This window comes from Streptomyces sp. NPDC107517, from assembly GCF_055582645.1.
Genome location: NZ_JBVJPM010000020.1, coordinates 90,325 through 116,638, shown reverse-complemented (window position 1 = coordinate 116,638; position 26,314 = coordinate 90,325). Strand labels below are relative to the sequence as shown.

The following is a 26,314-nucleotide window of genomic DNA, read 5'->3' as shown; positions in this document are numbered from 1 at the left end:
TTCGTCACGACTTCCGGTACGTCACCAGCGCTGTGGCGTCACCGAGGTGCCTGAGCTCCATCGGCCCGTCGGCAGTCGCCACCACGTACTCGGAATTGAACTCCTCGGGCGGGCAGTACGTGGTTCTCTCGCCGTCCAGAACCTTGATTCTCCTGGGCTGCACCCGGTCCTCCCAGATGTCGATCAAGTCCATGCGGACCTTGCACGTGGGCCCCTTGAGCATCTCGACGGTGGCCGACGCGGGCACGTTGAGCTTGCTCTGCCGGAAGGTCACCTGGTGGCTGCCGTCCTCGGCGCGCCAGGTGCCGAGGAACCGTTCACCGAGCCTCTTGTACCTGGTCGCGACCTCGCCGAAGCCCTCGACGACGCGCCAGGCGAGCGTCGTCGTGCTGGCCCATGACGTGGACGTGAACTTCGCCGACTTCCCGTCGCGGGCGATGTCGACCCGGTCCCAGCCGTCCCAGTTCTTGGCGATGTGGGAGTCCCACTTCCCCAGTCCACCGGTGCCGACGGCGGCGACGCTCTCCGTCGGAGGCTCGCCGTCCCGGCAGTACTGTCCGAAGTCGGCGCGCACGGTGACGGTGGCGCGGTATGCCTTCAGGTCAATGCCCTGGCAGGGATCGGTCTTGGTGGCGTAGACGGTCTTCGACGTGGACCAGGGCTTGCCGACGGCGCTCCGGTGCCGTTCGAGCAGGCCCGTACCGGCCTGGTAACGCAGGGAGACCCGGCGTCCGTCGGCCAGTTCGATGACCGCCTCGTCATCGGTGTCCTTGACGACCCGCGCCGCGCCGGACGGCGCGGCCGAGGCGTCGCCCCGACAGGCGGTGATGCCGGCTGTGGCCACCAGCACGGCCCCGGCGATCCCGAAGACATACTCACGTTGCATTTACGTCCCTCGAGCATCGACGTGAACTCTCGGACAACTGACGCACGGCGGGCCCGAATCGTTGCACGACTCGCTCATCTTCCGCTCTTATGGCGGGCTGACGGCCGTCATCACCGCCTGCCGCCGAACTGCCAGTTGTGGACCTCGATCTCGGCGTAGAGACCCACGGTCAGTACGGCACATGCCGTGTCCGGGTCCGGCGCCCGGACCAGCGCCGCCGTACCCAGCCACGTGGCGCCGTCGTCGGACAGCAGAGGCCCGTACGCGATCAAGTCGTCCTGATCGGCGGGCACATCGAGGTCGGCGGTGTGCCCCGCGCCGAGGCCGAGCACCAGGTACCGGTTCCCTTCGGTGGGGCCGCCGGGGTAGTCCCACATGGTGCGCCCGAGCTTGTTGTGCCAACGGCGCAGCATCACGTCCCGGTACACACCGGCCTGATAGCCGGGTTCGTCGAACGCGAACGCGCGTGCCGCGGCCGTGTCCGGCAGGTCGACGATGTGCACACTCCCCGTCGGCTCCTCACCGTCGCTGCTGAGCGTCGGACCGCGAGCGATCAGCTCCTTGCCGTACTGGTCCATGTAGGACCAGTGGTCTTCCAGCAACTCATGGCGTAGCGCCAGGGAGTCGAGACGATCTCGGTGGTAGCAGAAGAACTCCATGCCCCCACTCTCCACCACCATGTCCTGCTTCATCTCGCAGATGTCCTCATTCGGCCTGCGAGCACGGCCATCCGAACGGGCAGGTCAGCCGCGGCCCGGCGGTCGTCCGGTCAGCACCGCCGGGCCGGGCACAGCTCATCGTCCGTCCGGTACGAGCTATCCGAACTGGCCGGGCTGGTAGTCGCCGGCCGGCATCTGGATGATGACGTTCCCGCGGTTGAACGCGTTGATAAGTGCGATCTGCGAGACCAGGGCCGCGAGCTGATCCTCGTCGTAGTACTTGGCGGCATTCGCCCAGACCTCGTCCGGGACACCACCGGCCGCGTCGGCAATACGGGTGCCCTGCTCCGTCAGCTCCAGCGCCGCGCGCTCGGCCTCGGTGTAGACCTTGGCCTCCCTCCACGCCGCGACGAGGTTGAGGCGCGTAGAGGTCTCACCGGCGGCAGCGGCGTCCTTGGTGTGCATGTCGAGGCAGCCGCCGCACCCGTTGATCTGGCTGGCGCGGATCTTCACCAGCTCCAGCGTCGCGTGCGGCACCGACGACTCGGCGAGCACCTGGTTCGCCGCGATGATGTGCTTCCAGACCTTCATGGCCGTCGGATTGCCGAACATGTTCAAACGGGCGTCCATCGTGAACTCCTTTGTCGTTGCCGATGCCTGCACCCCTATGACGAAACGGCTCCGCGCGCTGTGACATGGCCCCATGTGACGTGCGTCTCCACCTTCGGCATTGCGGGAGCGGTCACCGGCGACGAGGTTCACGGGATGAGCGTCGCGATACGGGCGCGCAGATCAGGTCCAGGCTGCGGGTGAACTTCTCGTCCCGGTGGTGGGCGGCCGCCGCGTCGCGGCAGGGTCCCGACTCGCCGCCTCAGCGCCGGCCCGCCACCAGCCCGGCCAGGTGGTGCAGTGAGTTGCTGAGGTGCTCGGGGCCGAACGGCGGGAACCGGATGTACTCCCGGATGGAGCGTGGCACCGCCGACCAGTCGTAGGTGAGCGTGACCTCGGTCTCGGACGGACCGAGCGGCGCCAGGTCGTAACGCCAGATCCAGCCGCCGAACTCCAGTTGGCCGTCGTCCTTGCGATACCCCGTCAGCCAGCCGATGCAGCGCGGCGGTTCGAGCACCTCGACCCTGTTGACCACCTGGTAGTCACCGTTCGGGTGGTTGGGGTGATACATGTCCATCCGGAAGACCTGGCCCACCTCGGTCAGCGGCGCCCGGTCGACGGATGCCTGAACCCAGCCGGTGCCGTCGATCGCAGAATGCGACCTCGGATCCGCCAGCACCGCGAAGGCTCTGGCGGCGGACACGGCGACGGCCAGAGTGGCGCTCACGTACTCCTCAGGCATGGTGTTCACGCTCCTTGTGCTCCCATGTCGCCAGGCCACTGCCTCGGACACGGCGTCATATCCGGCCTCCGCTCCCAGCGGTCAGTACCCTGCACGCATGATTAACGGCGCTCACGTCATCATCTACAGCCACGACGCGGAGGCGGACCGCGCCTTCTTCAGGGACGTTCTGGGGTATCCGCACATCGATGCCGGCGACGGCTGGCTCATCTTCAAGCTGCCTCCGGCCGAGGTGGCCGTCCACCCCGCCGACGCACCGTCACACGAGTTGTACCTGATGTGCGACGACGTCAACGCGACGGTCGACGAGCTCTCGGCGAAGGGGGTCGAGTGCACCCCGGTCACGAACGCCGGGTGGGGTCTCAAGACCGGGATCCGGCTGCCGGGCGGTGGCGAGCTGGGGCTCTACCAACCACGCCACGAAACGGCACTCAACCTCTGACGGCCTCCCCGGGCGCCGGACGCCCGGCTCTCAGGCCTTCGGAATCGCGCGTCCTGTGGGCCGGTACTCGATCACCAGGACCCTGTTGTCCAGATCGTGATGGGAGACCAGCTCCAGTTCTGTCGAGTTCACCCCGGCGAAGAACGGCTCACGGCCCGACTCCCCCACGAGCAGCGGAAAGGTCGTCAGCCTCAGCCGGTCCACGAGGCCCGCGTCGAGAAGCTGCCGGGCCAGGGACAGACTGCCCATGGTCCGCAGCGGCACATGGCCGTCGTTCTTGAGCCGGGTGACCTCGGCGATCAGGTCGTCCTGGCACACGCGCGTGTTCTGCCAGGCGACCGTCTTCAGCGTCGACGAGAAGACGACCTTGTCCGCACCGGGCACCGGGTCCGCGCCGGGGCCACCCGACTCCCCGGGGAGGCCCACCAGGGCCTCGTAGGTGCGCCGCCCCATGAGCACCAGCTGCGGCCCAGCCATCTCCTCGCGGATCCACTCCTCGAGCATGGGCCCGAAGTAGCCGAAGTATGCGGGCGATGTCGCGCTGCCGGCATACCCGTCAACCGAGACGAACACATCGACGGTGAGTGTCTGCATGGCAATTCCTCCGGATGTCTCGCACCTGCCGTGCCCTGCCCGCTCCCATGGGGCATGGCACCTTCCAGTAGAGACGTCGGAGCGGAATCGCGTGCATCGACACCCTCAACCAACCATCGCGTCAACCCCTCGGCCGGGCGCTCCTCAGCCGGTCGCTCCTCAGCCGGTCGCTACGAGGCGCTGTCCGTGGGGCGGCGCGCGATCCAGAGCTGGCGCGTGGAGCGCACCACCAGGTCGTCACGGTGGCGTACGTCCGCCGGGCCGCCGTTCACGAGCGTGTCGAGCGCTTCCAGGTCGGCCGGATGGATACGGCCTTCCAGAGCGCCGCGGATACGGCTGAGCGTGCCGTGCGCGTAGAGCCCGGCGCTGCCGCCCGACGGCGGGCGCAGTTCGAGATTCTCTGTGCGTTCATCCTCAAGGGTGAAACCGGCCGATGCCAGCAGCGCGCCCCAGTCGGCTCCCATGTGCGGTACCTCTTCGGCGTGCAGCGTCGTGAGTGCCTCGCGGAAGCGGCCCTCCAGCCCGGGGCGCTCCGGCACCGCGTCGTCGGCGAGGAATCGCGGCATCCCGTCCAGTTCCGCGACGGCCAGGAGCCCGCCCGGGCGCAGGGCCTTGAAGATGATGTCGAGGGTCGCGGCGGGGTCGTCCATGTGATGCATGGAGGCCGAGGCCCAGACGAGGTCCGCGTCCGTGACGCCCGGCAGGCCCGTACCGGCGTCGGCTTCCAGCAGGTGGACGCGCGCGTCAAGGTTCTTGGCGGCAGCGGTCCGGGTCAGCTGATCCAGCATGTGAGAGGAGCTGTCCACGGCCGTCACCTGAGCGGAGGGGAACTGCTTGAGCAGGGCGAACGTTCCGGTGCCGCTTCCGGCACCAAGGTCCACGATCCGCTCGACATCGTCCCCGGCCAGCGCCGCGATGGAACGCATCGCGGCGGCGAGCTGAGGCGCGAACAGGTCGGCATCGAGGTCGAGCAGCTCCGCCAGGCCGTCCTGCTCATGCGTATGTGTGCCGTGGCTGTGGGCGCCGTGGGCGCCATGGCCGGCCTCATGGGACCCATGTCCGTGCGGCTGGGAGTGTGCGGGAGAACCGTGCGGTGCAGGCGTCCGGTGCGTGGGGTGCGTCATGACATCGACCGTACGTGCCATTTCGTTCAGCGCATAAGCTCTTGCCTATGACGCAAGAAGATCCCTCGCTCGACGGCCCCGCGCGCAAGGGACCACGGCCTTGCGCGCCGCGAAGGCCAGGTCACCCGACGACCTGACCTCCCCCCAGCCACCTGAGACACCGCACCCCACGACACCCCGGGCTCAGACCTGGTATCGGTCCGTCGAGAACCGCGCGCGATGTTCTCGGCCGCCCACCCACCCACTGCGACGTCCGCTTCAGGCCCGCCCACCAGGGAACTCCCAGGCTGCCACCCCGCCCACTCCCTTGCCCGCGCGTTGCCCGGGCCCACGGCGCGGAGCTCACGGCGGAGCAGCCGCAGGGGGCGGAGCGGTGTTCCGGCTGACGTTCGGGTGAGGTCGGGTGGCCGCTGCGGCCCGTTGCGGCACGGCGACGGTGGCAAGGGGGCAGACTGACTGCCGTACCGAACCACGCAGACTGGAACACAGGGGACGTCATGGCCGCGACTGAATCGGCATGGAGGCTGCGAGAAGGGCTTTCGCAGCATCGGCGGGTGGCGGGCGTCGCGCTCGCCGCGCTGGTCGCGTTGACGGTGGGTGGCTGCGGCAGCACGGAGCAGGCCGGCCGTGAGTCTTCACCCAGTAGTGAGACCTCGAAAGCCCATTCCTCTTCCTCGAAGACCCCCTCCCCGCGGCCCTCGTCCCCGCAGCCCTCGTCCGGGCGGCCGTCCGCCTCGGCGGCGGACGGGCACAATGTCGGCGCCTGCGCGGACGGCAACTGCGAGATCGCGGTAGCAGGCCCGGTGAAGTTCAGCTTCAAGGGCCCGGCCGGTCCGGCAACCCTGTCCGTCACCGAGGTCGGCCCGAACAAGATCGAGTACACGATCAAGTCGGGCAACGGCGAGTCCAAGGGCGGCTCGACCGGCCCGGGCCAAGCGTGCACCACGGTCCTCCGCAGCAACGGAGGAAGCAACTCCTGCGGTGGTCCGGGCGACGCCACCCGGCCGAGCCCTCAGCCCGATGCGGTGGTGATCCAGACGGTCACCCGTGAGGACGGCACGGCTCTCCTCCGCATCGTGTCCGACTGACGACACGAAGTCTTGGAGCCGTCGCTCACGCGGTCACGAGCGGAACAGGCAGAGCAGTCTCAAGCTCCGCAGCGGCGCCGGCGCCGTCGGCCTCGGCCTGCTCACTGACTCGGAGTCCCCACTCCCTTCGCCCGGCGCGTGGGCAGCACGCCGGCCGCGGCCGAACCCTCGGTGCAGGACATCGTCCGCTCATGTGCCGGGCTTTCGCCGGCCATCACCCACCAACGCCTGGCGGCGGCCCTGGCCCAGGCGGGGCGTGACGAGGCATCGCCGCCCCACTTGGCGGACGCCCGGTCCCACTTCAGCGAACAAGGCGATACGTCGGGACTCACGCGAACTCACCATGCTCCGGCCGATGTTCATGCCCGCAGGGCCTGGCCCACCGCACCGGCCCTCTACCGCGAGCAAGGCCGTTCCGCCGCGGCACACCGCATGAGGCCAACCTGGCAACCGGCAGTCCCGGCTGACTCCCAACTGATTCACTGGCTCATTGATTCACTGGCTCGCTGATTCACTGATTCACTGATTCACTGGCTCGCCGACGCGCTGACGGCGCTCTGGGCCAACACCTCACGAAGGCAACGCAGATGACCACGCAGACCGATCATGTCGACCACGAACTCATCGAGGCCGCGGCTCATGTCGCGCGCACCCGCTGCCGGGGCGACAACCACACCATGGCGGCCGCGGCCCGCGACCGGGACGGCCGGATCGTCACCGCGGTGAACGCCTACCACTTCACCGGAGGCCCTTGTGCCGAGCTGGTCGTCATCGGCGCGGCAGCCGGCCAGGGCGCCTACGAGCTGGACACGATCGTCGCCGTGGGCGACCGCGACCGCGGAGTCGTCCCCCCGTGCGGCCGGTGCCGCCAAGTCCTCCTCGACTACTTCCCGGACCTCAAGGTCATCGTCGGTGCGGGCGACCGCCTCCGGACCGTCCCCGTCGCCGACCTGCTGCCCGAAACCTACGTGTGGGCCGACCACCAGCTCGATACGGAAGGCTAGTAGTACTGGGACAGGCAGAACTCGTGCCCCTCGGGGTCGGCCATCACGACGACCACACCCTCGTCGTATTCGTGCCGCTCGCCGGTGAACCGGCCGCCGAGGCCTATGACTTGGGCGATCCCCTGATCGATGTCGTCCACCGAGACGTCCAGGTGCAGGCGCACCTTTCCGGCCCTCGGCTCGGTCACGGGCTGGAAGACCAGGCGCGGCTGCGGGTCGTCGCGATGGCCGAGATAGACCCAGCCGGGCTCGGACGGCCCTTGCGGGCGGTCCAGCAGCACGCTCCAGAACGCTGACACTCGCTCGACATCGATGCAGTCCACGGTCACTCCGACCCAACGGTTCGTCATGGAGTGAGCATGCCTTCGTCGTGGGTCCCGCGTCCCGTCGGCCAGGGAATTGCCCCCGGCCCAGGTGCCGCCCGCAGGTGAGGACCGGTACCGCCGGCCCGGCGAAGACGCCCGCGGCGACAACGCCGGTGACTTGCGCACCGAGCCGCTTGACCTTGTGGCAACGTCAACGTTTCTACTGATGCCATGCGAATCGGAGAGCTCGCCCGCATGGCCGGCATCACCACCCGTGCCGTGCGGCACTACCACCGCATCGGGCTCCTGCCCGAGCCTCCCCGGCAGCCCAACGGATATCGCGAATATTCCCTGCGCGACGCCGTGGAGCTGGCGCGTGTCCGCCGGCTGACCGAGCTGGGCCTGAGCCTCGACGAGGTCAAGGACGTGCTGGCGGACGATGTGGGCAAGGATCTCGTCGAGATCCTGACCGAGCTGGACGCCGACCTGGCCCGCCAGGAGGAGTCCATCCGTCGGCGTCGCGCCCGTCTGCGGCTGCTGCTCGGACAGGCCGAGCGCACCGGACAGCTGCCCGCCGAGACCCCCGTATCGCCCGAACTGACCGCGCTCTTCGCCGACATGGCCCGCGCCTCGGCACGGCTGCCCGGCCCCGAGCCCGCGATGGCCGCCAAGGAACGGGAACTGCTGGCCCTGCTGGAGACCGGTTCGCCGGACGACGACCGCGGCTGGCTCGATGCGCTTTCCCTGCCGAAGATCGGGGCGGTGAAGGTGAAGTGGTCCCGCACGCTGCCCGCCACCCCTACCTCGGTCACCGTCGTCCAGGACCCGGACTACGCCGAAGACGCCACATCCGCGGTCACCGCGCTGAGGGCGGCCGACGGAATCCGCAGCCGTTGAACGAGGTGGGCTTCGGGGACCGCCCCTCCTAGGGTCCCCTGCGCACGTCCGACATCCGGCTTGCCCAGGAGGGCCCCGTGCCCCGGAACACCAGCACCGCTCCCCTGGGGGAAAACCCCCAGCTCAAGACGGAGGTCAGCCTCGTTCCGGGGCGGCGCGGGCGCGCCTAGCGTCGGGGGCATGAACGTAGCCACCTGGGAGCAGCCATGATCGAGGTCCGCGGTCTCACCAAACGTTACGGCCCCACCGTTGCCGTGGACGGCCTCGGCTTCGAGGTCCGCCCGGGCGCGGTGACCGGTTTCCTCGGCCCGAACGGGTCCGGGAAGTCCACCACCATGCGCATCATCACGGGCCTGGACCGCCCGGACGCGGGCACCGCCCATATCCACGGCACGCCGTACGAGGAGCTGCGCTGGCCGTTGCGGGAGGTCGGCGCGCTGCTCGAGGCCCGTACGTACCACCCGGGACGCAGCGCGGCGAACCACCTGGCCGCGCTGGCCGCCGCCAACGGCATTCCCCGCACTCGGGTCCGCGCCGTCCTGGACACCGTCGGTCTCGCCGACGTGGCGAACAAGCGCGCGGGCGGATTCTCACTGGGCATGTCGCAGCGGCTCGGCATCGCCGCCGCCCTGCTCGGTGATCCGGGGGTGCTCCTCTTCGACGAGCCCGTCAACGGGCTCGACCCGGAGGGCGTGCGCTGGATCCGCAACCTGATGAAGTCCCTCGCCGCCGAGGGCCGCACCGTGCTGCTGTCCAGTCATCTGATCAGTGAAATGGCGCTCACCGCCGACCACTTGATCGTGATCGGCCAGGGCCGGCTGCTCGCCGACACCAGCGTCGCCGGGCTGACGGCCGACGGGTGTTCGCTCGAGGAGGCGTTCTTCGCCCTCACCGGGGACAGCGCCGAGTACCGGGGCATCGCCCCCGCACAGCCGAGGAGGCAGTCGTGACCGCCCCGCAGACGGCACCGGCGCTGCCCGCGGGGCGCTACGGGTTCGCCCACGCCGCGTGGATGGAGTGGATCAAACTGCGCAGCCTGCGCTCCACCCTCTGGGCGCTCGTGGCCACCGTCGTCGGGATGCTCGTCATCGGCGTCGTGACCATGGCCAACACCCATGCCCCCAGCCCCGACAAGGCCGACACGTTCGACCCGGTGAACAACGTGCTGGCCGGGATCGCTCTCGGCCAACTGATCGTCGGTGTACTCGGCGTGCTCGTGGTCACCGGCGAGTACTCCTCCGGCGCGATTCGCTCCACGCTCGCCGCGATCCCCGACCGGGCGCTGCTGCTCGCCGCCAAGGCGGGCGTCTTCGGCGCGGTGACGCTGGCCGTCGGTGAAGCGGTCGCGTTCGCGACGTTCCTCGCCGGGCGGCTCGCGCTCGGAGAAGGAGTGCCGGTGCCCGGCATCGGCGACCCGGGTGTGCTGCGCGCGGTGGTCCTTTCGGGCGCGTATCTCGCCCTGGTCGGGCTGCTCGGCATCGCGCTGGGCGCCGTCGTCCGACACACGGCCGCGGCCGTCGGGGCACTGGTCGGGCTGCTGTACGTGCTGCCCGCGGCACTGTCCGGGCTCACCGGGGTCACGGTGGCAAAGTACTTCCCGACCATGATCGCCGGGAACTCGCTCGCCGTCTCCAAGCCAGTGGCCGACGTGCTCTCACCGTGGGTCGGCTTCGGGATGCTGTGCCTGTACGTGGTGGCGGCGCTCGGCGCGGGCGGCTGGCTGCTGACGCGCCGGGACGCGTGACCGCCTCACGGCAGACGACAGTTGCCTACAGCAGACGTACGTACAGGAGACTTGAGCCATGCACGAGCCAGCCGGGGACCGGCCACCGGAAGGCGCGCGGGCCGAGCCCTCACGTCAGGTCTCCCCGGGCGCCGTCCTGCGTGCCCCGTTCACGGCTCGCGCCTGGGCCGAGGTCACGTACTGCCTGGTGGGCTTCCCCCTGGCCGTCGTCGGGGCCGTTCTCCTCCTCGTCCTGCTCGCCCTCGGCACCGGTCTCACGGCTTCCCTGGTCGGCGCTGTCCTCGGACTTGCGCTGGTCGTCGGGGCCGTCGGCCTCGGGCGCGGCTGCGCCGCCGTGCATCGCCGGCTCGCCCAGGGGTTGCTGGGCGAGCGGGTGGAGGCGCCGCCGCGGCTGCGGCCGACGGGCAAGGCGTTCGCGCGGCTGGACGCTCGCCTGCGCGACGCGGCGGGGTGGCGTTCGGTGGCCTACCTCCTGGTGAAACTGCCCGTCGCCGCCTTCGGCCTGTACGCCGTCGGCTGGTGGCTGACCGCCCTCCTCAATCTCTCCGCGCCACTGCGGTGGGCCGCGTTCCACCAGCGCCCCGCGGCGGGCGGGGCGGGCATGCCGACGATCACGCCGGTCCCCGTCGGCGGTGGCGCCCCGCACAGCACGAGTCTCGCCGGGACCTTCGTGGCGGCGGCGATCGGCGCGGTGACGCTGCTGGCGGCGCCCTGGTTCACACGTGGCGTCGTCGCCGTGGACCGCTGGCTCATCCGGGCGCTGCTCGGGCCGGGCCAACTCGCCGAACGGGTGAGGAGTTTGGAGGAGAGCCGCGCGCTCGCCGTCGACGACTCGGCCGCCCTGCTGCGCCGCCTGGAGCGCGATCTGCACGACGGGGCGCAGGTCCGGCTCGTCGCGCTGGCCATGAGCCTCGACATGGCGAAGGAGCGGCTCGGCCCGGAGGGCGAACCGATCGCTGACCCGGCGCGTGTACGGCAACTCGTGGACACCGCGCACCGCAACGCCACCGAGGCCCTCGCCGAATTGCGTGACCTGGCACGCGGCATTCATCCCCCGGTCCTGGACGACGGTCTGCCGGACGCGTTGTCGACGCTGACCGCGCGGAGCACCGTGCCAGTGGAGCTCTCGGTGGACGTGCCGCAGCGGCCGACGCCCGCGATCGAGACGATCGCGTACTTCTGCGCGGCCGAGCTCCTCACCAACGTCATCAAGCACAGCGGTGCGCGCCGGGCGGTGTTGTGGGTCGCGCAGGAGGACGGCGTCCTGCGGCTGCGGGTCACTGACGACGGTCGCGGTGGGGCGGCACTCGGCGCGGGAAGCGGGTTGACGGGCCTTCAGCAGCGGGTGCGGACGGTGGACGGACGCCTTGACGTGTCGAGCCCGAGCGGCGGGCCGACCGCGGTGACGGTGCAACTGCCGCTCCACGCATGAGTGACTCCGCGAGCAATGCGCTGAGCGACCCGGCGGACGGCCCGCGCGCAGCGCCTCCGCCCCCGCCGTCCACCGCTCCAACCCGTGAGAGCATGCCCCCATGCGCATCGTGATCGCCGAAGATGCCGCCGTGTTGCGGGAGTTGCTCGCCCAGATGCTCACCGAGCGTGGCCACGAGGTGTGCGCGGCCGTGCCCGATGCCGATGCCCTGCTCGCCGCCGTCGCCGAGCACCGGCCCGACGTCACCGTCGTCGACATCCGTATGCCGCCGACACACACCGACGAGGGCCTGCGAGCCGCGATCGACATCCGGCGCGAGCACCCGGACACGGGCGTGCTGCTGTTCTCCCAGTACATCGAGACTAAGTACGCGACCAGGCTGCTCGCCGCGGGCTCGGCCGGGGTCGGCTACCTGCTCAAGGACCGCGTCGCGAACGTCGCCGAGTTCACCGACGCCCTGTCCCGCGTCGCCGCCGGCGGCACCGCTCTCGATGCCGAAGTGGTCACGCAGTTGGCCGGAGCGAGCCGCCGTGGAGGCGACCTGGAGTCACTGACGGCACGCGAGCGGGAGGTTCTGGCGCTGATGGCCGAAGGCAGGACGAACGCCGCGATCGCGCAGACGCTGGTGGTGTCGGCGGGCACGGTCGAGAAACACGTCGCGGCCGTCTTCGGCAAGCTGGGCCTGCCCGCGTCGGAGGACGCGAACCGGCGCGTGCTGGCCGTACTGCGCCACTTGGGGTCGTAGACGGCGCCGGTCCACTGGAGTTCGGGTCGGCTCCGCGGCACGCAAGTGACGCCTTCCGGGCGGGAGTTCAGCGGTCCTTCGGATCGAGCAGCCACAGTCCCAGGACCACCAGGAAGGACAGGCACAGGAACCCCGCGCCCCACCAGGCCGTACCGGTAGCGCCCGTCATCCACTCGTCGACCACCACGCTGAGGCCCCAGAGCTGTCCGATGACCACCGTCATCGCCAGGACGAGGCGGGCCGTGAGTTTCGAGGAGCGTTCCGGCTCCTGGTCGGTGCCGGCGCCGGGACCCGGACCCGTGTGTCGGATCCGGGGGTCGCCGTAGCCGCTGGTCGGGCGGATCTGCGGGTAGCGCTCCTGGACCGGGCGGTTGAGGCGCGGCTGGGCACTGCCGGGGGTGTACGGGGGCCTCGGGGGGACGGCTTGGGGCTCGTCGGTGCTCATGTCCGCCGGCTCCTTTCCCCGTTGGCACCGTTCGCGACGGGGCAGCCGAGCTGGGCCCGGACCTCGGGCCGCGCGTCGGCGAACTCCCGGCACACCGCGTCCTGGGCGTTCTCCCCGGAGCGGGCCGTGGCGACCGCCCAGACGCTGCCGTCGCTCTGCTCGACGAGCAGCACCTTGGGCAGGCCGCGCGGTGGCGGGCCCGCGGTGACCTCGCCGGTGCGGGCGTCGAAGACGCCTTCGTGGCAGGGGCAGTACAACTCGCCCTCGCTGCCGCGGTCCTTGCGCCACAGCACGCCGCACGCCAGGTGCGTACAGACGGCGGAGTAGGCGACGAGGCTGCCGTCCGTGAGGCGGACGGCGACCGCCCGGTCGTCCTCGCCGGGATACCGGAAGGCAATGGACTCGCCGGGCGCGAGGCGGCCGGTGATCCGCTTGGGTTCGGGCGCGCCGTCGATGTCACCGTGCCGGTGCAGCACTCCCCCGGCGACGGCGATGCCCCCGACCGCCAGGCCACCGGAGACGGTGGCGACGATACGGAGGTAGTCGCGGCGCGTGGTGAGGGAGTCGGCGGAGATGCGGTCCTCGAGCGCCGCCTGCGCCGCGTCGCCGTCGGTTCCGGGCCCGGGGACCGGGGGCTGCTCGGTGACGCTCATCGGGCCACGTCCTTCCCGTTGACCTGGACGATCGGCAGTCCTCCGGGCACCGGCCACTGGACCTTGTCGGCGGGGACGACCATCGCCACGCCGGTGTTGACGACGACGTCGCCGAACGTGAAGGAGTCCGCGACCTGGACGCCCGGGCGTTCGGCCTGGAGATCCTCGAGCGTTCCGTAGAAGAGGGCCCCGGTGGGGCAGACCGTGGCGCACATGGGGGCGAGTCCGTAGGCGGTGCGGTCGTAGCAGAGGTTGCACTTCATCTGCAGTTTGGCCTGGAGGTCGATCTTCGGTACGCCGAAGGGGCAGGCGTTGACGCAGTTGGCGCAGCCGATGCAGCGGGTGGTGTCGGCCTGCTGCACGACACCGTCGGCGGTCACCAGGATCGCGTCGGCGGGACACACCTCGGCGCACGGGGCGACCGGGTCCTCGCAGTGCATGCAGACCGTGGGCAGGGACGCGACCGAGTGGCCCTCGTCGGGGTAGTCGAGGTGAATCATGGACTTGCCCCGGTGCGAGTCGCACTCCCGGCAGGCGGACACGCACGCCTGGCAGCCGATGCACCGCCCCGGATCGATGAAGATCGTTCTGCCCATCATGGCGTGACCTCAGCTCCTCTCGGCGGTGCCACGGCCCTGCGGGGCCGTGGGCGGCAGGGGGTCGGTACGGGACACCTGGGCTTCCGGGTACGCGACCTGGCCGGGCGCGGTCGGGGGCGCGGGCACCTCGTCGATCTGCTCGGCGTGCTCGATGCGGCAGGCGCAGACCTTGTACTCGGGGATCTTGGAACGGGGGTCGAGGGCGTCGATGGTGAGCGCGTTGGCGGCTGTGGGGACCGGCCAGTGGTACGGCACGAAGACGGTGTCGGGGCGGATCGCCTCGGTGACCAGTGCGGGGAAGACCTCGCTGCCCCGGCGCGTCACGACGCGTACCGGATCGCCGTTCCTGAAGCCGTGCGAGGGGTGGACCTCCGCCCACGGACGCGGGGTCTGCTCGACCAGGGCGCCGAGCCTGCGCGTCTGGTTGCCGGACAGGAAGTGGGCGACGGTGCGGCCGGTGGTGAGCGACATGGGGTGGTCGTCGTCGTACGGATCCATCGGCGGGTGCCACTCCACGACCTGGAGGTGGATCTTGCCGTCGGGGTGGTACGACTTGCCGTCCTCGAACAAGCGGGGGGTGCCGGGGTGGTCGGTGGCAGGGCACGGCCAGGCGATGCCGCCGGTCTCCTCGAGGCGGTCGTAGGTGATTCCGTAGTAGTCGATGACCGTGCCGGCCGACGCGATGCGCAGTTCCTCGAAGACCTCGCGCGAGCCCGGATAGTGGAACTTGTCTCCCACGCCGAGGCGTCGGGCCAGCTCACACATCACCCAGGTGTCGGTACGTACGCCCTCCGGCGGCTCCTGCGCCTTGTTGTGCTTGATCACCCGGGCCTCGGCGTTGGCCATCACGCCCTCGTCCTCGGCCCAGGTGGTGACGGGGAAGACGACGTGGGCGTTGTCCGCCGTCTCGGAGAGGAAGAAGTCGAACTGGGCGTGGAATTCGAGAGTGTCGTAACCGTCCTTGACCGTCGCGTAGTTAGGGAGGGAGACGAACGGGTTGTTGCAGATGCCGATCAGGCCGCGGATCTCCCGGCGCTGCATCTGCCAGACCATTTCCATCATCGACGTGCCGGCGGCGGGGAGTTCGGACTCCTCGATGCCCCAGATCTCGCAGATCTGCCGCCGGTGGTCGGGGTTCAGGATGGAGCGCCCGCCGGGCAGCAGGTCGGCCTTCTGGCCGTGCTCGCGGCCGCCCTGGCCGTTGCCCTGGCCGGTGAGGGTGCCGTAGCCGGCGCCCGGTCTGCCGATGTTGCCGGTGGCCACGCAGAGGTTGATGACGGTGAGGCAGTTCTCGACGCCCTGCGAGTGGTGCTCGATGCCCCGGGCGTGCCAGGCCATGGCGTTGTCGGCGCCCGCGAAGGCCCTGGCGACCTGGACGACCTGCGCGGCGGGGATCCCGCAGATCTCGGCGGCCCGTTCCGGGGTGTACGTGGCGACGGTGGCCCGGACCTCGTCCCAGCCGGTGGTGTGCGCGGCCACGTACTCCTCGTCGACGAGGTTCTCGCGGATGACGACGTTCAGTACGGCGTTGAAGAACGCGGAGTCGGTGCCCGGCTTGAGGGCGACGTGGATGTCGGCCGTGCGGGCGATGGACGTCTCGCGCGGGTCGACGACGATGAGGACGGCGCCCCGGTCGCGGGCGCCCCACACGTACTGGGTCATCACCGGGAAGCACTCCCCCACGTTCGACCCGGCGATCAGCAGGCAGTCGGACAGGAGGATGTCGGAGAAGGGGTTGCCGGCCCGGTCGATGCCGAAGGACAGCTTGTTGGCTCCGGCGGCGGAGACCATGCACAGACGGCCGTTGTAGTCGACGTGCTTCGTCTTGAGAGCGACGCGCGCGAACTTGCCGACCAGGTACGTCTTTTCGGAGAACAGGCTCGCTCCGCCGAGCACCCCGAACGCGTCGTTGCCGTGGGCGGACTGGATGCGGCGGATCTCGGAGACCGTGAAGTCGAGGGCCTCCTCCCAGGTCGCCTCCCGGAAGGGTTCGTCGCGGGAGCGGCGCATGAGGGGGGCGGTCAGCCGGTCCGGGTGGTTGATCTGCTGGTAGGCGTTGATGCCCTTGGGGCAGAGCCGCATGCGGTTGATGTCGTGGTTGCGGGGCTCGACGCCGAACACCTTGCCGCGCTTGTCGACGCGCAGGTACATCCCGCACTGCACGCCGCAGAAGCAGCAGTGGGTGGGGACGAGCGTCTCGCCGTTCTGGTCGGCGTGCCACTGGTCGGCCGGGATGCCGCCCGCGTCACGGAAGTTGCGGGTGCCGGGCGGTGCGATGGAGGGGTCAAGCGGGATGTACGGCTGGGTCACTTGAAGCCCTTCTTCACGTCGCTGAGGTATGCGGTGCCGCGCAGCACCCGCTTGCAGCGGGGGCAGTACTCGGTCCAGGTGTCGAAGTCGAGCTTGAGGTCGCGCATGGTGCCCTGGAGGTTCTCGACGTACGGGGCGGTGTCGATCAGCTGGCCGCAGCGCTTGCAGTGGAAGAGCTGTTCGTCCTTGCGGGCCGTGTACTTGAACAGCTGCATGCCGACGGCGGCCGGCCGCTGGACGATGTGGAAGAACTTCCCGAAGGGGATGTAGATGAGGGTGAAGACCACCGACACCATGTGCAGGATCGCCAGGAACTCGTAGCCGCCGCCGTGCAGGAAGATCGACGAGAAGGTGAGGAGCAGGCCGGTCACCGAGATGACGATCAGGGCGATCAGCGGGACCAGGTCGTAGGCGAACCGCTGGCCGGTCATGGCGCCGCGGTCCTTCATGCGCCGCCACAGGAAGTACGAGGCACCGGGGATCACCAGGACGGCGGCGATGTCCAGGCCGTGGAACATCAGCCAGCCGACGATGTTCAGCGAGTCGAAGCCGAGGACCTTCAGGCCCCAGATCCGCATCTCGTAGCCGGGCCCCGCGCTGGACGAGGCGGTGAACGTGAACCAGCCCCACGTCAGCGGGAAGGTGATCAGGGCGGCCAGGACGCAGCCCCAGAAGATCAGCTGGTGGGCGGCCCAGCGGGCCTGCGAGCGGGCTCCGAGGAACTTCTGGAAGCCGAGGTAGGTGGCGATCATCTTCGGCAGCGCGGTGGGCGCCTTGCGGAAGTTGTCGGCCGAGAACAGGCTGCGCCAGCCCTGCTTGAACAGACGGCGTGCGCCCGGGGCGGAGATCCACACGGTGTAGCGGTAGGCGACACCGAAGGCGAGGAACACGGTCGCGACGGCGTACGGGAGGAGAGCCGAGTCGAAGTCCTTGAGCATCCGGCTGCCGAACACGATGGCCAGGATCAGCAGTACGGACACGATGGTTCCGGCGAGCGTGGCCCGCCCCGCGACCGAATGCGGTCCGGGCCGGCCGACCGCACCGGCGGGCGGTGGCGCGTCCGGGGCGGTGGCCACGTCCGGGGCGGCGGGGGGTGCGGGCGGCTCAGTCACCCGGCCCACGATAGGGAGTTTTGTAGGTGTTTCGCCCGTTCTCGAAGGCGCACGAGTGACGTGTCGGTCGGCGGCGGCGCTCAACGGGGTACGCACGCCCGGCCAGTGACGAGGCCGCAGACACGCCCTACGGCCGCCGCGCCCCGATGTCCCGCATGCGGCCGTACGCGTAGACGCAGCCGGCGAGAGCCAGGTCGGACAGGAGCATGAAGCCGATGGAGTACGAGCTCTTGGCGCTGTAGACCGCGCCCATGACGAGCGGTGGCACAAAGCCACCGAGGCCGCCCATCGCGCCCACGATGCCGGTGACGGAGCCGACCTGCGGCTGTGGAGTGACCTGGGAGACGAGCGCGAAGACGCTGCCGCTGGCCGTGCCGAGCCCGGCGGCCATCAGCAGGAAGCAGAGGGTGCCCACGGGGTTCAGCGCCGGGTCGAAGGCCTGGACGATCGCGAAGAGCGCGACGACGGCCAGGGCGCAGGCAGTGACGGTCGCCGGGTGGATCCGGTCGGACAGCCAGCCGCCGATGGGCCGGAAGATGACAGTGACCAGGGCGAACCCGGCCGCCTTGGTGCCCGCGTCGGTGGGGTCGAGCTCGTACCAGGTCTTCAGATACGTGGGCAGGTAGACGCCGAACGCGACGATGCCGCCGAACCCGATCGCGTACAGCCCTGACAGCTCCCACGTCACCCTCAGCCGTCCCGCCTGCCCGAGCCGGGTGGCGAGCGAGGTGGTGGGGATCGGCCGGTCGGGGCGGTCGGCGATGAGGAGCAGAGCGAGCAGCGCGTACGCGGCCAGCGCGATGGCCACCACGAAGAAGGGGAGGTTCTCACTGTACTTGGCCATGCGTGGCGTGAAGTAGCCGGACAGGGCCACACCGCCCATGCCCATGCCGAAGATCCCGAGCGCGAACCCGCGGCGGGCGGGCGGGAACCAGGAGTTCACGAGCGGGATACCGATGGCGAACGTCGTGCCGCCGATACCGAGCAGGAAGCCGACGCCGAGCATGGCGATGAAGGAGTTCCTGGCGGGGATGACCAGGAGCACCGGGATGATCGTCAGGGCGGAGATCAGCGGGAACATCAGCTTGGCGCCGTAGCGGTCGGTCAGCGCTCCGACGGGAATGCGGCCGAGGGAGCCCACGATCACGGGCACCGCGACGAGGAACGACTGGTTGAACGAGCTCAGGTTCAGGCGTTCACCGAAATCGCTGCCGAGCGGCGCGATGAGAGACCAGGCCCAGAACGTGAGAGCGAACCCGACGGTGGCCACCGCCAGATTGCGGTAGGCCGCGGCGGGCGGCCGGGCGGTCGTCTGTTCCGGTGCAGGGTGTTCCACATGCCGATGCTAGGAACGCCTGCGGTGTCCCGGCCTGATCTGGTGCTCCGATCGATTCTCGAGCCCCGGGACCGCGTCAGCATATGTTGACACCCGCCCGAGCGTCAGCATATGCTGACGGCCATGGAGAGCACACTCGAAATCGCCGAGGGCGCCGCCAGCAGCGACCCGGACACCGGGCTCCGCGCGGTGGCCGCCCTACGAGAACTCACCGAACGCCTGGAGATCCTCCAGGTCGAGAACGCCCGGAAGCTGGGATGGTCCTGGCAGGACATCGCGGAGCGGCTCGGCGTCACCAAACAGACCGTGCACCGCAAGTACGGCCGCCTGATAGGGAGTCGATGATGTTCGAACGCTTCACGCCGGACACCCGCACCGTGGTGGTCCACACCCAGGAACACGCCCGCCGCCTCGGCCACAACTACATCGGCCCCGAGCATCTCCTGCTCGCCCTCGCCTCCGCCGATCAGCCCGCGGGCGCCGTACTGCGTGAGCACGGCGTGACGCCTCAGGGCGTGGAGGAGGAGATCGTCCGTCTGGTCGGACGCGGGGGCGCGTCCCACCTGTTCGGCACCCTCAACCGGGACGCGCTCGCGTCCGTGGGCATCGATATCGACGCCGTACGCGCCAGGATCGAGGAGTCCTTCGGGCCGGAAGCCCTCGCGCGCGCCGACAGCGCCGTCCACCACGGACCTCGCTCACCGAGGCGCGGCCCGCGTCACGTGGTGCTCACGGTCCTCGCCCGCCGCCGGCACCGAAGGCGCGCCGCCCGACACCTCCCCCGCCCGGCAGATGCCTCCGCTCCCACCGGCCTGTACCAAGCCGCCGGCGCTCGCTCCGGCGCGCACATCCGGTTCTCCCCTCGCGCCAAGGAGAGCCTCGCGAACACGGTCCGCGAGGCGCAGGCCCGACACGACAGTCACATCGGCCTCGAACACCTCAGCCTCAGCCTCATCACCATGACCACCGGCCTCGTGCCCTCGGTACTGTCGGCGCTCGGCGCCTCGGCCCCGGCGTTGCGCACCGCGATCAGGGAGCGGTATCGGCAGGTGAGCTGATTCCCCCGGTCGTGCGGCTACGGCGCCGTCGCCGTGCTCCGGTCGGGGGCTGGCGGGGCCGCCGGGTCGACGGCGACGACGAGGAACGTGGCGACGAGGGCGCTGGCCCCCGCGAGCCCGGCGGCAAGACGGCGCCGGGCCGTGAGGGTGGGGAGCGGCGTGGGGCCTGCGGGCTTGCGGTGGCGTCCCATGTGGGTCTCTCTGTCAGGGGTGTACGGCATCTGCGCCGGGTCAGAACGTGAAGCGCTCTGCGTGGATGTGGTCTTCGGGCACCCCGGCCCGCACCAGCGCCGCGGTGGCCGCGGCCGTCATGCCGGGCGGCCCGCACACGTACACGTCGTGCTCGGCGAGTTCGGGTACGAGATTGCGCAGGGCCTGCGGTGCGAGCGGGTCGAACGAGGCGCCCGAGGGGCCGAGCAGATAGTGCAGGGCGGCCTGCCTGCTGCGGGCGATGGCCTCCAACTCCTCACTCAGCACGAGTTGTTCGGCCGTGCCCGCGCGGTAGAGGAGAGTGAGGTCGCCCGGCGCTCCGGGCAGCGTCTCGAACAGGGCCCGCAGGGGCGTGATGCCGACGCCGCCCGCCAGGAGCAGCACCTTGCTCCGTGTGCGGCGGTGCGCGGTGAGCGCGCCGAAGGGCCCCGTGGCCAGGACGCGCGTGCCCGGCGCGAGCCTGCGGACGCGGCGCGTGTGCCGGCCGAGCGCCTTGACGGTGATACGGAGTTCATCGCCGTGCACCGGCGCCGAGAGGGAGAAGGGGAGCGACGTGTGCCAGAGCCCTCCCCTGAGGAATCGCCAGCGGAAGAACTGGCCGGGCTCGGCCCGCAGTCCGTCGAGCCCGATGCCCTGCATGACGACGGAGAAGACGCCGGGCCCCTCCCCATGGACCGCGACCACGCGCAGGCTGTGCCGCAGCGCCTGACGGACGGGCACGACCAGCCGGTACCAGACGAGCAGTACGGCGACGATCGCGTGCAGCAGGGCCCAGAGCCACCGCGTGACGACGCCGCTTGCCTCATCCGGGCCCGCGAGTTGATGCACGAAGCCCAGCGCAGCGCCCAGATAGGTCAGCAGATGCAGGGCCCGCCACGTCTCGTGGGTGACCCGGCGGCGTACCGCGCGAGCGCTGCTCACACCGACGGCGACGAGCAGGGCCGTACCGGCGGACGCGGCCGCGACGGCCGGGTATCCGAGGAGGTCCACGACGGTGGAGACGAGGTCGGTGCCGGCGTGGGTGGCGTATCCGCACACGGCGAGGACCAGATGCGCCGCGCACAGCACCAGGACGTGACGTCCACCGGCGGCGTGACGGCGGGCGAGGCGGTCGGCGCCGACTCCGTGCTCGACCGCGGGGATGCGCGCCATGAGGAAGAGCATGACGAGGATGCCGTATCCGGCGAGCAGTCCGGTGAGGTGTGCGCCGGTCGCGAAGAGCACGTCGAGTCGTGCCGACGGTTCGGCCTGTACGGCCCAGAGGACGCTGACGCCGATCCCGCCCACGACGATGCCTGCGCGCAGGGCGGCCGGCGAGACGCGGAGGGGAGCGGCGGGACGTCCGATGCGGGGACGTCGGGTGGGCCGCGGGGGTATGGGCGGATACTCCGCGCCCGGGCCCTCGACGTGGCGCAGATACGCGGTCAGGGCGGGGTACCTGCAGAGTTCGGCTTCGCTGGCGGCCTCGGTCGTCACGCGGCCACAGTAGAGGTCCGGAGGGGTGAAAAGAGCCAGGTCAGAGGCCCATCGCTGATCCTTAAGGCGGGCTTGAGGATCGCCTCAAGGGTGGTTAAGCCACGGGCCTTTCGACCTCGGAAGAGTGCGGGAGCACCACCGCTCCGGAATCCACCGCTCCGCGTTTGCGGCCTCGTCGCCAGGAGGTCACCGTCGCGGGCAACAGTGACGCCCATACCGCACAAGGGACTTCGCCCTCTTGTACACAATGTCGGACAGGCCGGGGATCCGACGCCCCCATGGAGCCTGATACAAACCGTCGGCACCCTGGTACAAAGAACACGTCTTCGGCTCCTCCCGACCGTGCCTCACTCATCGGACACGGCGTACGAGACAGACGTGCCGGCCAGACCGGCCCGCGCCGAAGCCCCCGCACCGAGCCTCGACCAGGCATGCCGGGCGCACTGATCAGAAGGCGGCTCAGAGCAGCCCCCACCCGTGCAGAAAGGCCGACGGTTTGAACCCGCAGACATTTCAGGATCAGGCACCTCCCCACATACCCGCATCGGGTCAGCGCATTGTGATCATCGAGGACGACGAGGCCCTGGGGCGCTCCGCAGCCGCTCACATCGGCCGCTGGTACGGCACGGTGCGCCGTCTGCCGCGGCCCGACGACGACACGCTGCGCGAGCACCTGGAGCAGTCCGTCGACGCTGTCGCTGTCGTCTCCCGTGATGACATCGTCGCCCTGCGCTATGCCTTGCTCGCCCAACATCTCAAGCCGGGTATCCGGTTGGTCGTGACCCTCTTCGACCGCACGGTCGCCGACGAGGTCTCGCGCACAGTGCCCAACTGCACCGTCCTGAGCATGACCGATGCCATCGTGCCCAGCCTCCTGGCCGAATGCCTCGCCCCGAGCTACGCCATGCTCCAGCCCGACGGCGGGGGCGTCATCGCGGTCCGGCGGGAGGCCGGGACCACGTCCGTCGAGCATCTGAACGGACGTGCCCTCGCGGCCCACGCGCATGTTCACCCCCGCGCGTCCTTCCCTGCCTGGCTGCGCTCCCTCGGGACGTCCGCGAAGGCGCTCATCGCGAGTCTGGCCGCCCTGTCGGTGGCCTTCTCGGTGGACATCGCGCTCGGCGTCCTCGTCCTGCACGAGCACTGGACCGACTCCGTGTGGAACGCCGCCCGCGCGCTCACCACGATCGGCTCGTCACCGGCGGCCGAGCACGGACCCGGCTGGTACAAGGTCGTGTCCGCCGTCTCGATGCTCGCCGTCCTGGTGCTGGCGGCCATCTTCACCGCGAGCGTCGTCGACCGGTTCACCGGGCACCGCATGACGAGCATCCTGGGCGCCAGGTCCATCCCGCGCCGCGGCCACGTCATCGTCGTCGGCCTCGGGCAGGTGGGCCTGCGGCTGTCCGCGCGGCTGAAGGACCTCGGCGTCAAGGTCGTCGCCGTCGAGCGCAACCCCCAGGCCGCGTGCCTCCCCCTCGCCCGCTCCCTGAACATCCCGGTCGTCCTCGGCCGGGGCGGTGACCGCTTCCTGCTCGAACGCCTCTCCGTCCTGCGGGCCCGCGGTCTTGCCGCGGTCGGCTCGGACAGTCTGGCGAACATGGCCGTCGCGGTCGCGGCCCGGGCCGTCGCCCCCGACCAGCGGATCATCCTGCGCGCCGGAAGCGACGAGGTCACGACGGACTCGCAGTCCCTGTTCCGGATCGGTGCGGTGTGCGACTTCCCGCGCATCGTCGGCGCGTTCGTCGCCGCGTCGGTTCTGGGCGCCGAACCGTCCAGCGTCTTCGTCGCCGAGGACCGCACCTGCGCGCTGTTCCCGGACGGCCAGGTGGTCGACCTCGCGACGTGGGACACACGCCCCGGGCAATCCGGGGACGAGACCGCACCGGGCCGTACCGCGTCAGGCGTTGAGGCGTCAGCGGCCACGAGCTGAGGGCGGCATCATCGCGCTCTCACCGCAGGCCGGCCGGCGGCCGTCCCCTCCACCCGGCATGCCGTGCACACGGCCGAGGAGCGGGAGGGGACATCCGACCGAGCGTGACCGACGCGCCGGCACGATCACCACCGGCGGGACAAACTCACTGCCGGCTTGCGCCAGTTCCCTGATGCGGGGGACGGATCCGTGTATCGCGGGCGTATCGAAAATCGCATACGCCACCGCAACGGCCCTCCGTCTCCAATGGGGGCATGAACCACAACGCATCCGTGTCGGGACCGCCCCGCCGCACGCGCAGGATCGTGCTCCTCGGCCTGGCGATCCTCGGCATGGCGGGCGCCCTGTTCGTCGTGCGGGGGCCGCTCATGATGGCGGCTCCGAGGTGCATGGCCGGACGGTGGCACGGCTGCTTCGACACGTTCAACGGTGTGGTGCTCATGACGTTGGTCGGGCTGCCGTTGGCCGCGCTGGTGGCGTGGGCTCTGGCACTCCGTCGGCGGGCCGCCGGCGTCGCATCGGCGTGGCGGATGTCGCTGGCCGAGGTGGGCATGGTCCACGGGACGGTGCCGTTCCTGTGGCTCACCATGATGCCGGGCGCCGGCGCCGGCATCGTCCCCGCCCGGGTGAGCCTCGTACCGCTGCGGGACCTGGTCACGATGGGGACGCTCGGGATCGTCGGCAATCTGCTGGTCTTCGCGTCGTTGGGGTTCTTCGCCCCGATGCGGTTCGCGGCGCTGGCGTCCGTGCCACGGATCCTGGCGCTCGGGGCGGGCTGCTCGGTCCTGGTCGAAACCGGGCAGTACGTCCTGCGCCTCGACCGGGTGTCCTCCGTGGACGACGTACTGGTCAACACCGCCGGCGCCGTACTGGCCGCGCTGGCGTCGCGCCACTGGTGGCGCACTGCGGCGCAGGCGCCGTCGGACCAGCCGCGCCCCGCGCCGGCGCCGACAGGCTGAGTCGCGTGTCCGGTGTGCACACTTCTTCGCACTCGCCTTGCACACGCCTTTGGCCCACGCCTTTGCATACGTCGGCGATATGTTCTGCTGCTTAGGCTTCGCACATGCGCGTACTGATCGTGGAGGACGAGCCCTACCTGGCCGAAGCCGTCCGTGACGGTCTACGCCTCGAGGCGATCGCCGCCGACATCGCCGGCGACGGCGACTGTGCCCTGGAACTCCTCAGCGTCAACTCCTACGACCTCGCGGTCCTCGACCGCGACATTCCCGGCCCCTCCGGCGACGAGGTGGCCCGGCGCATCGTCGCTTCCGGCAGCGGCATCCCGATCCTCATGCTCACCGCCGCCGACCGGATCGACGACAAGGCCTCCGGGTTCGGGCTGGGCGCCGACGACTACCTCACCAAACCGTTCGAGCTGCGGGAGCTCGTCCTGCGGCTGCGGGCGCTCGACCGCAGACGCGCGTACGCCCGGCCTCCGGTCCGCGAGATCGCGGGCCTGCGGCTCGACCCCTTCCGCCGGGAGGTCTTCCGCGACGGGCGCTACGTGGCGCTCACCCGCAAACAGTTCGCCGTCCTCGAAGTCCTCGTCGCCGCCGAGGGCGGGGTCGTCAGCGCCGAAGAACTCCTCGAACGGGCATGGGACGAGAACGCCGACCCCCTCACCAACGCCGTGCGCATCACCGTCTCGGCACTGCGCAAACGGCTCGGCGAACCATGGGTCATCGCCACCGTTCCCGGCGTCGGCTACCGGATCGACACCGGTCCGGACACCACCACCCCCGGCAGTACGCCGCATGGATAGGCGCCCAGGGCTCAGCGCCCGACTCAAACTCACCCTCAGCTACGCCGGATTCCTCGCCGTCGCCGGCACTCTCCTGCTGGCCGTGGTGTGGGTGTTCCTGCTGCGCTACGTACCTGACAACCCCAAGGGCCTGCTCGGGATCTCGCCCAACCGCTACCTCCTTGTGCACACCTTCGCCCCCGCCGCGGCCGTGGCGATGGTCTTCCTGCTCGTGTTCGGCCTCGTCGGGGGATGGATCCTCGCCGGCCGGATGCTCGCGCCTCTCACGCAGATCACGGACGCGGCACGGATGGCCGGGAGCGGGTCGCTGTCCCACCGGATCCACATGAAGGGCCGCCAGGACGAATTCCGTGAACTCTCCGACGCGTTCGACTCGATGCTCCGACAACTCGAGTCCCACGTCGCCGAGCAGCAGAGGTTCGCCGCGAACGCCTCCCACGAACTGCGCACCCCGCTGGCGATCTCGCGGACGCTCCTCGACGTCGCCCGCAAGGACCCCCCGCGGGACCCGGGCGAACTCATCGAACGCCTGCACGCCGTCAATACGCGGGCGATCGACCTCACCGAGGCCCTCCTGCTGCTCAGCCGTGGCGACCGCGGAACGTTCATCCGCGAGAGCGTCGACCTCTCCCTCATCGCCGAAGAAGCCGCCGAAACGCTGCTCCCCCTCGCCGAACGGCACCGCATCACGCTCGAAGTCACCGGCGATGCCGCCCGGACCAGCGGCTCGCCGGAGCTCCTGCTTCGCATGGTGGCGAACCTCGTCCAGAACGCCATCGTCCACAACCTCCCCGACGGCGGCACCGTGACGGTCCACACCGAGACGCACGGCGGCACGAGCGTGCTGCGGGTCGAGAACACGGGCCGTCGGCTCCCGCCGGAACTGGTACCGACGCTCACCGAACCCTTCCAGCGCGGAACGGAACGCGTACGCACCGACGAGCACGCCGGCGTCGGGCTCGGCCTGGCCATCGTCCACAGCATCGTCCGCGCCCACGACGGGACCCTCGACCTCGTACCCCGCGCCGCCGGCGGTCTCCTCGTCACGGTCCGGCTTCCCGGCACGCCGTAGACATGGTCGCCGAGCATGGTTGGCGGTCGGGCCCAGCGTCGTGACGCCGGAGCCGACCTGGCCAGGCTCGCCCGGCCGCC

General features: G+C 70.4%; 29 protein-coding genes. 14 read left to right on the top strand and 15 right to left on the bottom strand.

The annotated features are described in order from the left end of the window. Positions 1 to 4: 4 nt before the first annotated feature. The 4 genes from ACZ67T_RS34285 to ACZ67T_RS34270 all read right to left on the bottom strand — a co-directional run bounded on the left by ACZ67T_RS34285 (position 5) and on the right by ACZ67T_RS34270 (position 2,896). Positions 5 to 886 carry a hypothetical protein gene (locus ACZ67T_RS34285; protein WP_469989299.1) on the bottom strand — a complete coding sequence of 294 codons (882 nt, stop codon included), beginning with the start codon at positions 884 to 886 and terminating at the stop codon, positions 5 to 7. Positions 887 to 996: 110 nt separating this feature from the next. Then, positions 997 to 1,545, bottom strand: coding sequence for a YciI family protein (locus ACZ67T_RS34280; RefSeq protein ID WP_469989372.1), 549 nt, complete (start codon positions 1,543 to 1,545; stop codon positions 997 to 999). A 156-nt stretch (positions 1,546 to 1,701) separates the two neighbouring features. Continuing rightward, positions 1,702 to 2,175, bottom strand: a complete 474-nt coding sequence (locus ACZ67T_RS34275; RefSeq protein ID WP_469989297.1) for a carboxymuconolactone decarboxylase family protein — start codon at positions 2,173 to 2,175, stop codon at positions 1,702 to 1,704. A gap of 241 nt (positions 2,176 to 2,416) precedes the next feature. Beyond that, positions 2,417 to 2,896: an SRPBCC family protein gene (locus tag ACZ67T_RS34270; RefSeq protein ID WP_469989295.1), complete on the bottom strand. Its 480-nt coding sequence runs from the start codon at positions 2,894 to 2,896 to the stop codon at positions 2,417 to 2,419. Positions 2,897 to 2,993: 97 nt separating this feature from the next. Here ACZ67T_RS34270 and ACZ67T_RS34265 point away from each other — a divergent pair, with 97 nt between their 5' ends. Next, positions 2,994 to 3,338 (top strand): VOC family protein, encoded by a 345-nt coding sequence (locus tag ACZ67T_RS34265; protein WP_469989293.1) that lies wholly within the window; start codon positions 2,994 to 2,996, stop codon positions 3,336 to 3,338. A gap of 30 nt (positions 3,339 to 3,368) precedes the next feature. Here ACZ67T_RS34265 and ACZ67T_RS34260 read toward each other — a convergent pair whose 3' ends face one another. After that, a complete protein-coding gene (locus ACZ67T_RS34260; RefSeq protein WP_469989291.1) occupies positions 3,369 to 3,932 on the bottom strand; it encodes a dihydrofolate reductase family protein in 564 nt (187 codons plus the stop codon). A 170-nt stretch (positions 3,933 to 4,102) separates the two neighbouring features. After that, positions 4,103 to 5,056 carry a methyltransferase gene (locus ACZ67T_RS34255; RefSeq protein WP_469989290.1) on the bottom strand — a complete coding sequence of 318 codons (954 nt, stop codon included), beginning with the start codon at positions 5,054 to 5,056 and terminating at the stop codon, positions 4,103 to 4,105. 497 nt (positions 5,057 to 5,553) lie between these two features. Here ACZ67T_RS34255 and ACZ67T_RS34250 point away from each other — a divergent pair, with 497 nt between their 5' ends. Next, the gene (locus ACZ67T_RS34250; RefSeq protein ID WP_469989288.1) at positions 5,554 to 6,144 is read left to right on the top strand and encodes a hypothetical protein; all 591 of its coding nucleotides are present in this window, start codon (positions 5,554 to 5,556) and stop codon (positions 6,142 to 6,144) included. Between the two features lie 587 nt (positions 6,145 to 6,731). Further along, positions 6,732 to 7,148, top strand: a complete 417-nt coding sequence (locus ACZ67T_RS34245; RefSeq protein WP_469989287.1) for a cytidine/deoxycytidylate deaminase family protein — start codon at positions 6,732 to 6,734, stop codon at positions 7,146 to 7,148. On the opposite strand, the gene ACZ67T_RS34240 is transcribed toward ACZ67T_RS34245, so the two are convergent. Continuing rightward, a complete protein-coding gene (locus ACZ67T_RS34240) occupies positions 7,145 to 7,498 on the bottom strand; it encodes a VOC family protein (RefSeq protein ID WP_469989286.1) in 354 nt (117 codons plus the stop codon). The two genes, ACZ67T_RS34245 and ACZ67T_RS34240, sit on opposite strands and share 4 nt — an antisense overlap. A gap of 186 nt (positions 7,499 to 7,684) precedes the next feature. Between ACZ67T_RS34240 and ACZ67T_RS34235 the strand changes: the two genes are divergently transcribed. The 5 genes from ACZ67T_RS34235 (at position 7,685) to ACZ67T_RS34215 (ending at position 12,271) form a co-directional block, all read left to right on the top strand. Beyond that, positions 7,685 to 8,350, top strand: coding sequence for a MerR family transcriptional regulator (locus ACZ67T_RS34235; protein WP_469989284.1), 666 nt, complete (start codon positions 7,685 to 7,687; stop codon positions 8,348 to 8,350). 206 nt (positions 8,351 to 8,556) lie between these two features. After that, a complete protein-coding gene (locus tag ACZ67T_RS34230) occupies positions 8,557 to 9,300 on the top strand; it encodes an ABC transporter ATP-binding protein (RefSeq protein ID WP_469989282.1) in 744 nt (247 codons plus the stop codon). Further along, a complete protein-coding gene (locus ACZ67T_RS34225; protein ID WP_469989280.1) occupies positions 9,297 to 10,094 on the top strand; it encodes an ABC transporter permease in 798 nt (265 codons plus the stop codon). Before ACZ67T_RS34230 ends, ACZ67T_RS34225 begins: the two co-directional genes overlap by 4 nt. Before the next feature lie 58 nt (positions 10,095 to 10,152). Next, positions 10,153 to 11,526: a sensor histidine kinase gene (locus tag ACZ67T_RS34220; protein WP_469989279.1), complete on the top strand. Its 1,374-nt coding sequence runs from the start codon at positions 10,153 to 10,155 to the stop codon at positions 11,524 to 11,526. A 100-nt stretch (positions 11,527 to 11,626) separates the two neighbouring features. Beyond that, on the top strand, positions 11,627 to 12,271 hold the full coding sequence (locus ACZ67T_RS34215; protein ID WP_469989277.1) for a response regulator: 645 nt from the start codon (positions 11,627 to 11,629) through the stop codon (positions 12,269 to 12,271). A gap of 67 nt (positions 12,272 to 12,338) precedes the next feature. Here the strand turns inward: ACZ67T_RS34215 and ACZ67T_RS34210 are convergent, their stop codons facing one another. The 6 genes from ACZ67T_RS34210 to ACZ67T_RS34185 form a co-directional block, all read right to left on the bottom strand. After that, positions 12,339 to 12,716, bottom strand: a complete 378-nt coding sequence (locus tag ACZ67T_RS34210; RefSeq protein ID WP_469989275.1) for a hypothetical protein — start codon at positions 12,714 to 12,716, stop codon at positions 12,339 to 12,341. Continuing rightward, positions 12,713 to 13,369, bottom strand: a complete 657-nt coding sequence (locus tag ACZ67T_RS34205) for a QcrA and Rieske domain-containing protein (protein ID WP_469989273.1) — start codon at positions 13,367 to 13,369, stop codon at positions 12,713 to 12,715. Before ACZ67T_RS34205 ends, ACZ67T_RS34210 begins: the two co-directional genes overlap by 4 nt. After that, positions 13,366 to 13,968, bottom strand: a complete 603-nt coding sequence (locus ACZ67T_RS34200) for a 4Fe-4S dicluster domain-containing protein (RefSeq protein ID WP_469989271.1) — start codon at positions 13,966 to 13,968, stop codon at positions 13,366 to 13,368. The genes ACZ67T_RS34205 and ACZ67T_RS34200 overlap by 4 nt, the downstream gene beginning before the upstream one ends. A gap of 9 nt (positions 13,969 to 13,977) precedes the next feature. Beyond that, positions 13,978 to 16,278, bottom strand: a complete 2,301-nt coding sequence (locus ACZ67T_RS34195; RefSeq protein ID WP_469989269.1) for a molybdopterin oxidoreductase family protein — start codon at positions 16,276 to 16,278, stop codon at positions 13,978 to 13,980. Then, the gene (locus ACZ67T_RS34190; RefSeq protein ID WP_469989267.1) at positions 16,275 to 17,390 is read right to left on the bottom strand and encodes an MFS transporter; all 1,116 of its coding nucleotides are present in this window, start codon (positions 17,388 to 17,390) and stop codon (positions 16,275 to 16,277) included. The genes ACZ67T_RS34195 and ACZ67T_RS34190 overlap by 4 nt, the downstream gene beginning before the upstream one ends. A gap of 127 nt (positions 17,391 to 17,517) precedes the next feature. Further along, a complete protein-coding gene (locus tag ACZ67T_RS34185) occupies positions 17,518 to 18,726 on the bottom strand; it encodes a nitrate/nitrite transporter (RefSeq protein ID WP_469989265.1) in 1,209 nt (402 codons plus the stop codon). Positions 18,727 to 18,849: 123 nt separating this feature from the next. Between ACZ67T_RS34185 and ACZ67T_RS34180 the strand changes: the two genes are divergently transcribed. Together ACZ67T_RS34180 and ACZ67T_RS34175 are read left to right on the top strand one after the other, a co-directional pair. Next, positions 18,850 to 19,071 (top strand): helix-turn-helix domain-containing protein, encoded by a 222-nt coding sequence (locus ACZ67T_RS34180; RefSeq protein ID WP_100594665.1) that lies wholly within the window; start codon positions 18,850 to 18,852, stop codon positions 19,069 to 19,071. After that, complete coding sequence (locus ACZ67T_RS34175) at positions 19,071 to 19,784, top strand: Clp protease N-terminal domain-containing protein (protein WP_469989263.1); 714 nt, start codon at positions 19,071 to 19,073, stop codon at positions 19,782 to 19,784. Before ACZ67T_RS34180 ends, ACZ67T_RS34175 begins: the two co-directional genes overlap by 1 nt. A 17-nt stretch (positions 19,785 to 19,801) precedes the next feature. Here ACZ67T_RS34175 and ACZ67T_RS34170 read toward each other — a convergent pair whose 3' ends face one another. Together ACZ67T_RS34170 and ACZ67T_RS34165 are read right to left on the bottom strand one after the other, a co-directional pair. Next, a complete protein-coding gene (locus ACZ67T_RS34170; RefSeq protein ID WP_469989261.1) occupies positions 19,802 to 19,975 on the bottom strand; it encodes a hypothetical protein in 174 nt (57 codons plus the stop codon). 40 nt (positions 19,976 to 20,015) lie between these two features. Continuing rightward, entirely contained in the window at positions 20,016 to 21,470 is a 1,455-nt protein-coding gene (locus ACZ67T_RS34165) for a ferredoxin reductase family protein (RefSeq protein WP_469989259.1), read from the bottom strand. A gap of 559 nt (positions 21,471 to 22,029) precedes the next feature. Here ACZ67T_RS34165 and ACZ67T_RS34160 point away from each other — a divergent pair. The 4 genes from ACZ67T_RS34160 (at position 22,030) to ACZ67T_RS34145 (ending at position 26,234) form a co-directional block, all read left to right on the top strand. Next, on the top strand, positions 22,030 to 23,400 hold the full coding sequence (locus ACZ67T_RS34160; RefSeq protein ID WP_469989258.1) for an NAD-binding protein: 1,371 nt from the start codon (positions 22,030 to 22,032) through the stop codon (positions 23,398 to 23,400). A gap of 254 nt (positions 23,401 to 23,654) precedes the next feature. Beyond that, positions 23,655 to 24,359 (top strand): VanZ family protein, encoded by a 705-nt coding sequence (locus ACZ67T_RS34155; protein WP_469989256.1) that lies wholly within the window; start codon positions 23,655 to 23,657, stop codon positions 24,357 to 24,359. Between the two features lie 104 nt (positions 24,360 to 24,463). Next, positions 24,464 to 25,162, top strand: a complete 699-nt coding sequence (locus tag ACZ67T_RS34150) for a response regulator transcription factor (protein ID WP_469989254.1) — start codon at positions 24,464 to 24,466, stop codon at positions 25,160 to 25,162. Further along, entirely contained in the window at positions 25,155 to 26,234 is a 1,080-nt protein-coding gene (locus ACZ67T_RS34145; protein WP_469989252.1) for a sensor histidine kinase, read from the top strand. The genes ACZ67T_RS34150 and ACZ67T_RS34145 overlap by 8 nt, the downstream gene beginning before the upstream one ends. Positions 26,235 to 26,314: the final 80 nt, after the last annotated feature.